The sequence below is a fragment of the Mycolicibacterium gadium genome, from assembly GCF_010728925.1.
GTDB lineage: Bacteria > Actinomycetota > Actinomycetes > Mycobacteriales > Mycobacteriaceae > Mycobacterium > Mycobacterium gadium.
Genome location: NZ_AP022608.1, coordinates 4633331 through 4645645, shown reverse-complemented (window position 1 = coordinate 4645645; position 12315 = coordinate 4633331). Strand labels below are relative to the sequence as shown.

Annotated in this window: 13 protein-coding genes; 4 read left to right on the top strand and 9 right to left on the bottom strand. The window is 64.2% G+C overall.

Going from position 1 to position 12315, the window contains the following annotated elements:
- Positions 1-21: 21 nt before the first annotated feature.
- The 3 genes from cbbX to G6N36_RS22950 are packed head-to-tail and all read right to left on the bottom strand — an operon-like array spanning position 22 to position 2906.
- Positions 22-1023, bottom strand: coding sequence for a CbbX protein (gene cbbX, locus G6N36_RS22960; protein WP_163689103.1), 1002 nt, complete (start codon positions 1021-1023; stop codon positions 22-24).
- Positions 1024-1027: 4 nt separating this feature from the next.
- Positions 1028-1453 carry a ribulose bisphosphate carboxylase small subunit gene (locus tag G6N36_RS22955; protein WP_163689102.1) on the bottom strand — a complete coding sequence of 142 codons (426 nt, stop codon included), beginning with the start codon at positions 1451-1453 and terminating at the stop codon, positions 1028-1030.
- Between the two features lie 22 nt (positions 1454-1475).
- Positions 1476-2906 carry a form I ribulose bisphosphate carboxylase large subunit gene (locus tag G6N36_RS22950; RefSeq protein ID WP_163689101.1) on the bottom strand — a complete coding sequence of 477 codons (1431 nt, stop codon included), beginning with the start codon at positions 2904-2906 and terminating at the stop codon, positions 1476-1478.
- A gap of 182 nt (positions 2907-3088) precedes the next feature.
- Between G6N36_RS22950 and G6N36_RS22945 the strand changes: the two genes are divergently transcribed.
- Positions 3089-4099: a class I fructose-bisphosphate aldolase gene (locus G6N36_RS22945; protein WP_163689100.1), complete on the top strand. Its 1011-nt coding sequence runs from the start codon at positions 3089-3091 to the stop codon at positions 4097-4099.
- An 11-nt stretch (positions 4100-4110) separates the two neighbouring features.
- Here the strand turns inward: G6N36_RS22945 and G6N36_RS22940 are convergent, their stop codons facing one another.
- Complete coding sequence (locus tag G6N36_RS22940; protein ID WP_163689099.1) at positions 4111-4251, bottom strand: hypothetical protein; 141 nt, start codon at positions 4249-4251, stop codon at positions 4111-4113.
- 203 nt (positions 4252-4454) lie between these two features.
- Between G6N36_RS22940 and tkt the strand changes: the two genes are divergently transcribed.
- A complete protein-coding gene (gene tkt, locus G6N36_RS22935; RefSeq protein ID WP_163689098.1) occupies positions 4455-6509 on the top strand; it encodes a transketolase in 2055 nt (684 codons plus the stop codon).
- Between the two features lie 41 nt (positions 6510-6550).
- On the opposite strand, the gene G6N36_RS22930 is transcribed toward tkt, so the two are convergent.
- Positions 6551-6808, bottom strand: coding sequence for a HypC/HybG/HupF family hydrogenase formation chaperone (locus G6N36_RS22930; RefSeq protein ID WP_163689097.1), 258 nt, complete (start codon positions 6806-6808; stop codon positions 6551-6553).
- Positions 6809-7063: 255 nt separating this feature from the next.
- Between G6N36_RS22930 and G6N36_RS22925 the strand changes: the two genes are divergently transcribed.
- Both G6N36_RS22925 and hypB read left to right on the top strand, forming a co-directional pair.
- Positions 7064-7399, top strand: coding sequence for a hydrogenase maturation nickel metallochaperone HypA/HybF (locus G6N36_RS22925; RefSeq protein WP_163689096.1), 336 nt, complete (start codon positions 7064-7066; stop codon positions 7397-7399).
- Positions 7400-7428: 29 nt separating this feature from the next.
- Entirely contained in the window at positions 7429-8217 is a 789-nt protein-coding gene (hypB, locus tag G6N36_RS22920) for a hydrogenase nickel incorporation protein HypB (protein WP_163689095.1), read from the top strand.
- Between the two features lie 3 nt (positions 8218-8220).
- Here hypB and G6N36_RS22915 read toward each other — a convergent pair whose 3' ends face one another.
- From G6N36_RS22915 to G6N36_RS22900, 4 genes are all read right to left on the bottom strand, one after another.
- Positions 8221-9438 carry a GAF domain-containing sensor histidine kinase gene (locus G6N36_RS22915; protein ID WP_163690838.1) on the bottom strand — a complete coding sequence of 406 codons (1218 nt, stop codon included), beginning with the start codon at positions 9436-9438 and terminating at the stop codon, positions 8221-8223.
- Between the two features lie 20 nt (positions 9439-9458).
- Positions 9459-10130 (bottom strand): response regulator, encoded by a 672-nt coding sequence (locus G6N36_RS22910; RefSeq protein WP_179964849.1) that lies wholly within the window; start codon positions 10128-10130, stop codon positions 9459-9461.
- 126 nt (positions 10131-10256) lie between these two features.
- Positions 10257-10583 carry a protein UsfY gene (gene usfY / locus G6N36_RS22905; protein WP_163689094.1) on the bottom strand — a complete coding sequence of 109 codons (327 nt, stop codon included), beginning with the start codon at positions 10581-10583 and terminating at the stop codon, positions 10257-10259.
- A gap of 335 nt (positions 10584-10918) precedes the next feature.
- Positions 10919-12253 carry an MFS transporter gene (locus G6N36_RS22900; protein WP_163689093.1) on the bottom strand — a complete coding sequence of 445 codons (1335 nt, stop codon included), beginning with the start codon at positions 12251-12253 and terminating at the stop codon, positions 10919-10921.
- Positions 12254-12315 lie beyond the last annotated feature (62 nt).

Here is a 12315-nt window from a genome sequence, read left to right as displayed (position 1 = left end):
CCTCTGTTCCACGGGAGTCGCTCATGCAGTTTGCTCCTTCGTCGCATCCGTGAAAACGCGACTCGCCAACAGATCCGCGGGCTCGATGGTGGTGAGGGCGGACAGATCGACGCTGCCCTCGGTCGTGAGCAGTCGCCGTGCGTGCCGCAGCCGCGCTCGCTCGAGCGCGTTGCGCACGCTGCGGGCATTGGCGAACCAGGGCTGGTCGATCCTTCGCTGCAGGTAGCTACGCAGCACCTCGCGGGCGTCGTCGGAGAACGCGTAGCCCAACCCATCGGTCATCAGCACCGCGATGTCCTCGAGTTCGTAGACGGTGTAGTCGGGGAAGGTTATGTGGTGCGCAATTCGGCTCTGCATGCCGGGGTTTGCGGAGAAGAACTGATCCATCTTGTCGGCATAGCCGGCGAGGATGACCACCAGATCGTCACGGTGGTTCTCCATCACCTGCAACAGGATCTCGATCGCCTCGGAACCGTAGTCGCGCTCGTTCTCGACCTTGTACAGGTAGTACGCCTCGTCGATGAACAGCACCCCGCCCATCGCCCGCTTGATGACGTCCTTGGTTTTGGGCGCGGTATGCCCGACGTACTCGCCCACCAAATCGTCGCGGGTGACGCTGACCAGGTGTCCGCGCCGCAGGTAGCCGAGGCGATGCAGCAGGTCAGCCATCCGCATCGCCACCGTCGTCTTACCGGTACCGGGGTTACCGGTGAAGCACATGTGCAGGGTGGGCTGCGGTGCCCGCAGCCCGAATCGGCCCCGCATCTTGTCCACGAGCAGCAGCGCCGCGATCTCGGCGATGCGCGTCTTGACCGGCTCGAGGCCGACAAGCTCGGCGTCGAGCTTGCCCAGCACCTCGTCGATGCCCGACTCCCGACGGGCGGCGGAAAGATCGACGACGGCACCGGCGGGCAGGATCTCCTGCTCCGGCACGTCCGGCTCCCCGTCCAATTGCGGACCGGGAGCCGGACGAGGCCGGTACCCGAACGAGCTGCGCGGGTTCTCGGCGGATTGGATCGTCATCGGGTCATTCCGGTTGATACCGGTATCCCTCGGGACGTTCGGTGGCATAGGAGTGCGTGGTGTAGCCGATCTGCCTGTCGGCCTTCTCTGCCCGGTCGAGCCGGAAGCCCGGCTCCTCCGCAGGACGGTTGACGATGAAGGACAACGCTGTCGTCTGCCGGCCCAGGCTCGCGTCGTAGGCGTTGAGGCGGATGTAGGTGTTCGGATTCGCGGCGCGACACGCATTCACCTCGAGCAGCACACCGGCCGCATCCTTCAGGTCGAACATCGGCAGGCCCCACATCTCCCAATAGGTGTTGCGCGGATGAGGGTCGTCGGTGAATTCGACCGACAGCGGCCATTCGTTGCTCAGCGCGTAATCGATCTGGGCGGTGATCTCCTCGTCGGTGAAGTCGGGCAGGTAGGAGAAGGTGCCCTGGGTGATTCTCATGGATGAACTCCGTTCCGGTGTTTCAGGCGTTCGTCGGCGTCGCGACGACGTCGGGGGTGTCGGTGGATTCGTAGTTGAAGGTGATGTCACCCCAGGTGGCGAGCGCCGTGTCGAGCGCTCGGTTGCGGGAGGCGGCCTTCTTGAGGATCTCCGGCCCCTCCTTGTAGAAGTCGCGACCCTCGTTGCGTGCCTTGACCATGGCCTCCAACGCGACGCGGTTGGCCTCGGCACCCGAGGCGATCCCCATCGGATGCCCGATCGTGCCGCCCCCGAACTGCAGGATCACGTCCTCGCCGAGGTGATGCATCAGCTGATGCATCTGGCCGGCGTGGATTCCGCCGGACGCCACCGGCATCACACCGGGCATCGACACCCATTCCTGGTCGAAGTACAGGCCCTTGACCGGATCCGCGGGGATGCTGTCCAGGCGCAGCGTGTCGTAGAACCCGGCGGTGGTGTTGGGGTCGCCCTCGAGTTTGCCGACCACCGTGCCTGCGTGGATGTGGTCCACCCCGGCCAGCCGCATCCACTTGGAGATCACCCGGAAGCTGATGCCGTGCGACTTCTGCCGGGTGTAGGTCCCGTGGCCGGCGCGATGCAGGTGCAGGAGCACGCCGTTGTCGCGGGCCCATTTCGCCATCGACTGGATCGCTGTGTAGCCGATTGTCAGGTCGATCATGACCACCACCGAACCGAGCTCCTTGGCGAACTCGGCCCGCTCGTACATCGCCTCCATGGTCCCGCCGGTGACGTTGAGGTAATGCCCCTTGATCTCGCCGGTGGCGGCCTGCGCCCGGTTGACGGCCTCCATGCAGAACAGGAAGCGGTCACGCCAGCGCATGAACGGCTGTGAGCAGATGTTCTCGTCGTCCTTGGTGAAGTCCAAGCCGCCGCGCAGCGCCTCGTAGACGACGCGGCCGTAATTGCGCGCCGACAGGCCGAGCTTCGGCTTCGTGGTGGCGCCCAGCAGCGGACGGCCGAACTTGCTCAGGTGCTCGCGCTCCATCACGATGCCGTGCGCGGGACCCTGGAACGTCTTCACGTAATGCGTGGGGATGCGCATATCCTCCAGGCGCAACGCCTTGAGTGGCTTGAACCCGAAGACGTTGCCGATGATCGAGCTGGTGAGGTTGGCGATCGAGCCCTCCTCGAACAGGTCGATGTCGTAGGCGATCAAAGCGATCCACTGGCCGGGGGCATTGGGGACGGCCTCAACGCTGTAACACTTCGCCTGGTAGTGCTCGAAGGTGGTGAGCCGGTCGGTCCACACAACGGTCCACGTCGCGGTGCTGGATTCGCCGGCCACTGCGGCCCCGGCCTCCTCCGGCGGCACCCCGTCCTGAGGTGTGATCCGGAAGGCGCACAGCACGTCGGTGTCCTTGGGGACATAGTCCGGCTGCCAGTAGCCCATCTCTGCATAGGGAATGACTCCCGCGTTCCATCTGTCTGCCATGCGACGAATGCTGCCATCGCAATACTGAAGCTGTCTATTGAGAGTTTCATGCCAATACATGATCTTTTGCTTAAGTATCAGAGCCCCCCTCCCGATCCACCGACCGGGTGAGGCACGCCCATTCGGTGGACTCCTACCGTTGGCGAACGAGTGCCAAAAGGGCCGAGGAATGAGGGTTACGGATGACAAGCAGATCGACCGAGTGCAGGCAGATCGCCGCGCAACTCACCGCACCGGGCAAAGGCATCCTGGCCGCCGACGAGAGCATCGCCACCATGTCGTCGCGGCTCGAGCAGGCCGGCGTGACACCGTCCGCCGACAGCAGGCGCATGTATCGCGAGTTGCTCGTCACCACACCCGGTCTGTCCGATGGCGTCTCGGGGATCATCTTCTGCGACGAGACCTTGGGTCAGGTTCTCAGCGACGGCAGACCGTTCGCACAGGCCGTGCGTCAGCTAGGCATCCTGCCGGGCATCAAGGTCGACACCGGCGCCAAGCCGTGCCCCGGCCTGCCCGGCGAGACGATCACCGAGGGACTGGATGGGCTGCCGGCGCGCCTGGCCCACTACGCCGAGATCGGAGCGGCCTTCGCCAAGTGGCGCGCGGTCTTCACCATCGCCGATGACAAGCCGAGCTGGGGATCGATCGCGAACAACGCCAACGCGCTGGCGCGATACGCGGCGGCCTGTCAGGAGGCGGGCCTGGTGCCGATCGTCGAACCGGAGGTGATGATGACGGGCTCGCACACGATTCAGCGTTGCGCCGAGGTCACCGCATCCGTGCATGCCGCTGTGAGACAACAACTCTCGCTCCAGCATGTCGACTTGGCCGGTATCGTGCTGAAGCCGAACATGATCACCGAGGGTGACGGCTCCCCGGAGCGGTCCACCCCGGAACAGGTTGCCGACGCGACGGTGCAGGTGCTGCGCGCGTGGCCGGCGGAGCTGGCCGGCGTGGCCTTCCTATCCGGCGGGCAACCCCCCGAACGGGCCACCGCCAACCTCGAGGCTTTGCAACAGCATCAGACGCCCTGGCCACTCACCTTTTCGTTCGGGCGGGCCCTGGTGTCTCCGGCACTTGCCGCCTGGGGAGGCGACGAGACGCGCTATGCCGACGGCCAGACCGCGCTCGGAGTCCACGTCGCCGCGAACGCGGCCGCAGCCCGGCTTCGCCGCGATCTTCAGTCGGCATAGCCGCCATTGCGCTAGAGCGACTTGCCGACCAGTGCGACCAGGTCGACGAGAATGACTTTGTTCGCGCCCGCGTCCAGGTGGTCCTGCGCCTTGACGCGGGCGGTCGACACCCACGCCCCCGGGGGCAGCGCGGCTGGACCGGTTGACGTCAACCCGGATGGTCACCTGCCTCCTTATTTCCTTTGTTTCTTAATTGTCTCCTCAATGCAGGCAGCCAGCCTAAGCAAACGAGCGTTCGAAGTCGTGCGGGAAAAAGCCGCGAAACCGTTCACGAATTGAGCTGGTTCGCCATTAACCCTATGCATCCCCCGCTTCGGGGGATAAATGGCGTTCGATATTACCTAGCGTGTCCAAAATGACCGCCGCATCAAGTGAAGCATTAACGTGGACAGCCGAAATCGATCAATTGGCTGTCAATACGCTGCGGTTTTTGGCAGCCGACGGTGTCGAGGCGGCCAACAGCGGTCATCCGGGCTTGCCGTTGGGCACCAGCCCGATCGCCTGGACGCTGTGGTCGCGCCACCTCCGACACGACCCCGCCGATGCGCACTGGCCGGATCGCGACAGGTTCATCCTGTCGGCCGGCCACGGCTCAATGCTGCTGTATGCATTGCTGCACGTATTCGGTTACGACATGCCGATCGACCAGCTGCAGCGTTTTCGCCAACTCGGGTCCCGCACACCCGGACACCCGGAATTCGGCCACACCCCCGGCGTGGAGACGACAACGGGACCTCTCGGACAGGGGTTGGCCAATGCGGTCGGCATGGCGCTGGCCGAGCGGATGCTGGCCGCTCGATGCAACACGGCAGAACACACCGTCGTAGACCACCGAACCTGGGTGCTGGCCGGTGACGGTGACCTTATGGAGGGCATCTCGCATGAGGCGGCGTCTCTGGCCGGTCGATTGCGGCTCGGGAAGCTGACCGTCATCTTCGACGACAACGACATCACCATCGACGGTCCAGCAAGTCAGAGCTGCGCCGACGACGCAGCGGCACGCTTCGCGTCGTACGGCTGGCAGGTCCTTGCCGTCGACGACGGTAACGACATCGCGGCGCTCGACCAGGCGTTCACCACCGCATGCGAATCCGAGGAACGGCCGACCTTCATCACGGTGCGCACGACGATCGGCTACGGCGCACCAGGGGTAGAAGGCACCTCGAAGGCTCATGGCAGTCCACTGGGTGCAGAGACACTTGCGGCGATGCGCGAACGGCTTGGTTGGCCGGCGGCGAGCTTTCAGGTGCCGGTCGCGGTCGGCGCCACCGCCGCCGCCGTCGCCGTGAAGGGTGCTGCGTCGCATGCCGATTGGGCAGACACCCACGCACGGTGGCAGGCCGAGCACGCACAGCTCAGCGTGGACTTTCCCCTCGACGCCACGCCCCGACCCGAGGACCTCCGCGCCCTGACCCCGCTCTCTGATGGAGCGGTCCCCGGTGGCAAGACCGCCACCCGCAAGGCCTCAGGTGCGGCCCTCAACGCGCTCGCGACCGTGTACCCCGGGCTCATCGGTGGCTCTGCGGACTTGGCGGGGTCGACGAATACGGCCATCCCCGGCGGGGACGTCGGACCCGGCGATTACTCCGGACGCACCATTCATTTCGGAATCCGCGAGCACGCGATGGCCGCGGTGATGAACGGAATCTCGCTGCACGGCGGACTTCGGCCGTTCGGCAGCACATTCCTGGTATTCGCGGATTACCTGCGACCGGCGCTGCGCTTGTCTGCGCTGATGAAGCAGCCGGTGGTCTACGTGTTCACCCACGATTCGGTGCACGTTGGCGAGGACGGACCTACCCATCAGCCGATCGAACAGCTCGAATCGCTGCGACTGATACCGGGACTGACCGTATTGCGCCCCGCCGACGCCGCCGAGACCGCGCTGGCCTGGGAGCTGGCGGTGACCAATGTCGATGGTCCCACCGCACTGGTGTTGAGCCGCCAGGATCTCCCCATCCTGGGTGGAGCTGGACTCGACGAGATTCGCAGCCGCGGCGCGCGAGTCGTCCGCGCCCAGGCCGGGCACCAGGATGTGGTGCTGGCGGCCAGCGGATCCGAGGTTGCACTTGCACTCGATGCCGCTGACGTACTGGCGGCCAGGGGTGTGACCGCCACTGTGGCCTCGGTGATGTGGCGCGAACGCTTCGACGACGCCGTGCGAAACGGGCGGCACCAGCTGCCCGACGTGCCTGTGGTCTGGATCGAAGCGGGCGTGCCGATCGGGTGGCGCGCGATTGCCGGACCCCGCGATGCCGTCGTCGGCATTGAGCGGTTCGGCGAGAGCGGCCCTGGTGGCGAAGTCGCCGCGCACCTCGGATTGACTCCGACCGCAGTCGCGGACGCCGCACTACGCGTCGCCGCATACCTGCAGAGCGACACGGAGTGGTCCGCGATTTCGGATGCTTGACGCGACCAGTACCCCTGGTGCGCAAGGCCTTTCAGGCCAGCCTATGCGCTGGACGCACGACCGTCCTGGTCGTCGAGGAGACCCAGATCGTCGAACATCTTCCGCGTCTCCATCGCCGATTCAGCGTCGAGGCGGCTGATCGCGTACCCGGCGTGCACGATTGTGTATTCCCCGACCTGCATGTCCGGCAGATAGGCCAAACAGACGGTCTTGGTGTTGCCGCCGAAGTCAACGGTCGACATCCGGGTGCCCGCAGCCTCCCAGACATCGATCACTTGGCCGGGAACTCCGAGGCACATATGCCTTCCTTTCCGGTCAGGCAATCGCGACCGGCCATGCGCGGTTGTCGGGCTCCCCGCGCGGGTTGCGATCACGCTAGCCAAATTCCGCCGGGCCGACAATCAGAATTTCGCACAGGAAGATTGCGTTTTTCTGCCTGTCATTCCGCCGTGGATGACCACCGCGCAGCGATAGCTTTGTGTGGAGCGCCCATTCGCAGTACCTGCGACTACGAGGGCGAGGAGAGTCCAACATGGAGACGGCGGTGCGAACCAGTGCATGAGCTGTCGCTGTGTCGTGCGATCGCCGGCGTCGTCAAGACCTATGCCGCCGACCGGCATGTCGATGTCGTGCACGTCCAGGTCGGCGCTCTGCGTCAAGTGGTGCCGGATTCATTGTCCTTCTGCTGGACTCTGGTCCGCGAACACGAGTGCATGCCCGACGCGCAACTGGAACTCGAACTGGTTCCTGCCGAGGTGCAGTGCCGCTCGTGTGCACAACGGTCGGAGATCGCTTCACGGTGGTCGGTGTGCTGTCCGAAATGCGAGAGTGCCGACGTCGAGGTGGTCAAAGGCGAGGAGTTCCAGGTGACGTCGCTTGATGTGACGTGACGTGTGAAGTTTCATGAAAGGTGATGAGCATGGGTAGATTTCATCGGCACGACGACGGCACGGTGCACTCCCATGAGCACGAAGACCACGACCGGGCCCACGACCACGGGGACCACAGCGGCTACGAAACCGGCTCTGCGCGGGTAGACGTGCTCGAATCGATATTCGCCGAAAATGATGTCCGCGCAGACTTCAACCGTAATGCGTTCGAGCAACATGGGATTCGCGCCCTCAATCTCATGAGTTCACCGGGCTCGGGCAAGACGACGGTGCTCGCCGCCTCGCTCGACGAACTCAGGGGCGAGATCGCCGTCGGGGTGATCGAGGGCGATATCGCAACCGACCTCGACGCGGCCAAGCTGGGTGGCCGAGGGGCACAGATCTCCCTGCTCAACACCAACAACGGCTTCGGCGGCGAATGCCACTTGGATGCGCCGATGGTCAACAGGGCGCTGCAGGGGCTGGATCTGCCCGGGCTCGACCTGGTGATCATCGAGAACGTCGGCAACCTGGTCTGCCCTGCCGAGTTCGACGTCGGCGAGCACGCCAAGGTGATGGTCTATTCCCTCACCGAGGGTGAGGACAAGCCGCTCAAGTACCCGGTGATGTTTCGCTCAGTGGATGTGGTCCTGCTCAACAAGATTGACCTGGCCCCCTATCTCGACGCCGACATCGACACCTATATCGGCCACGTCCGCGAGGTCAACCCGACCGCCACGATCCTTCCGATCAGCGCCCGGACGGGCGCGGGCATGCCGGACTGGTTCAACTGGCTACGTCGGTTCGCCGCCGACGTGCCGTGCGCGCAACACGGTTGAGTATCAGGCCCGCAGCGCGGCATTCAACGGGACCTTCACGCTGACCGTGGTGCCCGAGGCTGGGCTCGACTGTATGGACAGTTGGCCACCGACCAGTTCGGCCCGCTCCGTCATCGACAACATTCCGTAGCCGGCGGGTTTGGCCACACGATCGCGGGGGCCGTCCCCGGAAACGGTGGATTGGCCCGTGTCGAAACCGATCCCGTCGTCGGCGACCTCCAGGCGTGCGACGTGGTCGCACACCGAGAACCGCAAGCTTGCAACGCTGGCGTGCGAATGCTTGACGACGTTCTGCAGGCACTCCTGGGCGATGCGATACAACGCGACCTCAATGTGTTCGGGCAGCCGATCGTCGGCAAGCTCGAGCTTCAGGTCGACCTGCGGAATCGAGGTCGCAAGGCTGGCCAGACCGCCGGCCAGGCCGAGGTCTTCCAGGACCGGTGGCCGAAGGCCGCTGATAGCCGAGCGCGCTTCCTCCAGCGTCAGTCCGACCATTTCACGGGACTTCGCGATCTGCTCGGCCGCCTCCGCCGAGTTCTCCTCGTCGACGGCGCGGGCCGCGGCATCCAGCCGATACGTCAGCGTCACCAGCCGCTGCGAAATGCCGTCATGGATGTCGCCCGCCAGTCGGCGCCGCTCTACCTCCTGGGCCTCGATCACCTGCTCGGCGAAGTTCTCGTGTGCTCGCTCGCGGGCCATCAGCTGCCGATGCAGCCGGCCCTGATGCAGTGCCCCGGCTATCAGCCGCCCGATGACCAGCAACAACTCGACATCACGTGCCGTGAAATTACGCTGCTGGACAGTGTGGACGTTGAGGACGCCGACAAGGCCGCCCGGCTCGGTCTCCATCGGAACCGATGCCATCGAGGTGAAGTCCGATCCACGCAATGACCCGATCGGCACATAGCGAGGGTCGGCTTCCTTGTTGTCGGTGATAACTACCGGTTGACGATGGCTGGCCACCCACCCGGAGACGCCGGACCCCAACGGCAGCCGGATCCGGCCGACCTGCTCGTCGAACGGCGGCGTCGCACCTACCAGGGTCAGGGACCGGTCGGTGTCGTCGAGGACATGCACGAAGCAGACATCCGATGCGGTCGCCGCGGTGATCATCCGTGCAGCCGCGGCCGCCATGACCTCCAGTCCGGGTCCGCTGGAGGTTGCCGCCACAATGTCGAGCAGCAGGGCGACCTCGCGATCGGGCTCGACCAGCCCGCGCATGGTGGGCGCTCCGGCTGCCGTCACTTGTAGATACCTTCACGTAGCGCGGTGGCCGCCGCGCTGGTGCGGTCGCTGACGCCGAGCTTGCGGTAGATGGACCGCAAGTGGCTCTTGACCGTCTCGTCCCCGATCACCAGCTTGTTGGCGATTCCGCGGTTCGATAGGCCAGTGACCACGTATGACAGGATCTCGCTCTCCCGTTGCGTGAGCCCCTGCCGGGCGCCCGGCCAGAACTCGTTCGATTGCAGACGTGCGGCGGTGTCGACTGCTCGCGCGGCCAGACCGGCGTCGATCGCGGTCGAGCCGTCGCGTACGTACTCGAGTTGGCGAACCAGTTCGTCGCTGGTGATTCCTTTGAGCAAGTACCCGGCCGCACCGACACGCAGTGCCTGGAATAGATACTGCTCGTCGTCGTACACGGATAGCAGGATCACTTTGCGCTCTGGATCTCGTTCCCGGATTGCCCGACACAGATCCAATCCGCTTGCACCCTGCATCCGGACATCGCACAACACGACATCGGGCATGAGGTTGGCAATAACGCTCAGCGCATTTTCCACACCGACGGCCGCACCAACGACACGCACTCTCATGTGGAACGAGGCGAGCATCGCCTTGAGGCCTTCGATGACGATCTCGTGGTCGTCCACGAGGACAACTCGCACAGGCCCTGCAACCACTGCCACCGTCATGTATGCACGGTAGTGCCGAGTCTTGCTATCGCGATAGACCTTTCGGTCCCGTTCACCCCGCGAATCCCCCACTTCGGGGACCTTCACCCAGGGTTGGAACCTACCGGCTCACGTTGCTGGACTTCGTCAACCTCGATTAGGCGTCGACGCTCCCGCTCGAACGCCTTGATCGGAATGTTCGGCCAGCCAACGGATATCCATGTGGCGCACCCGACGATGCTCCAGCACGATCCACAGAATGCCGAACACGATCGCCAGGACTGCGACGACTCCGGTCGTCATGGTGTATTCGCGATGGTTGTAGGCAACCGAGGCAACACAGCCAGCCAATGAAATCACGCCCAGCGCAATTGAAAGCAGACCCGGCCAACAATAGCCATCGATGAACGTCTCGCCCGCGTGTTGATGTGTCGTGCGGTAGTGATCAACGGGATCGCGATGGTTTCTTTCCATAGCGCCTCCAATGCGCTAGAAGTGCAGACCACCCGCTTCGCGAGTTGCGAAACGGTGTATTCGCAAACACAAGTCACGCTTCTGAGAGCGTCCAGGTGCGTTCGTGGTCATCGAATACTGCAGCAAGCATCGAGCGCCCGTCGGTGCCCTCCATCCCCCTGACGGGTGGAATTCGCGGGTGGCTTTGTGGCGATGGGAACTTCGCGTGGGTAACAGCGTTGCGGAATCGGGGGCGCCGCAGGAGGAAACGATGCTTGCCGACTTCACCGATCGGTGATGCGACTTCTCGTCGATATGAATGTTCGGCGTGAGCAGCGACCAAAAGGCAACGCCGATTAGTGTGGCTGTTCTTGCTGATGTTGCGGCTTTGGCTTGTGCCCCAGGTAGACCACCACGACAGCGGCGGCCAGCGACAGCACGCCGACCACCCACATCGCGGCCCTGGCATCGCCGGTCAGATCGTTCAGCCATCCGGTGATGTACGGCCCGCCGAACCCGCTGAGGTTTCCCAGCGAGTTGATCAATGCGATACCGCCGGCTGCGGCCACCCCGGTCAGGAAGGTGGACGGCAGCGCCCAGAAGACGGGCAGGGCGCACATCACCGAGCAGGTGGACAGGGTGACGGCGACCATCGCCAGGTAGGGGTCGGCCATGTAGAGCGCGGCCGGAATGGAAACCGCACCGACGATCGCCGGTGTCGCGACGTGCCAGACCCGTTCGTTGGTGCGGTCGGCGTGACGCGCCCAGGGCACCATCACGATGGCAGCGACGACGTACGGAACAGACGTCACCAGGCCGCGCTCGATGACGCTCAGATGAGTGCCGTACTGCTCCTGGAATCCGGCGACGATGGTCGGCAGAAAGAACCCGACCGCATACAGGCCGTAGGTGATTCCGAAGTAGATGAACGCCAGTAGGAGGATTCTCGGGTGACTGAGCGCCTTCTTGAGTGGCCAGTGCTGCCCGGTCTCGGCGAGTGAGCGTTCGACGTCCAGTGTCGTTTCCAGCCAATCCTTTTCATCGGTCTTCAGCCAGGCCGCGTCGGCCGGTCGGTCCGTGAGGTAGAACCAGCAGGCGAACGCGAGCATGACCGCCGGGATGCCCTCGACGAGAAACATCACGCGCCAGCCTTCGAGACCGAAAAGGCCGTGCCCCCAGTCGATGATCAACGAGGAAAGGGTGGATCCGATGGCTGTCGATACCGGCACAGCCACCATGAACAGCGACACCGCCTTGGCGCGATGCTTTTCCGGAAACCAGAAGGTGAGGTAGAGAATGATGCCGGGGAAGAATCCGGCTTCCGCCACGCCGAGCAGGAAGCGAAGGACGATGAGCGTTTCCGCGTTCGGCACGAAAGCGATTGCGCTACTGATGATTCCCCACGTCAGCATGATGCGTGCGAGCCAACGGCGGCCGCCGAACTTGTGAAGCGCGATATTGCTCGGCACTTCCAGCAATAGGTAGCCGATGAAGAAGATGCCCGAGGCGAAGCCGAACATCTTGGCGCTCATCGCCAGGTCTTCATTCATGCCGTTGGGGCCTGCGAAGCTGATGTTGACGCGATCGAGGTAGTTGACGAAGTAGAGCAGGATCAGAAACGGGATCAGACGGCGGGTGACCTTCGTCATCGTCTGCGGTTCCAGCGCCGAATCCGGAAGGTGGGTAGTCATCGTTGCCCTCCTACGCAGCTCGTCGCAATCGAAGCAGATCACCGGCGCTCTCGCCATTAGTG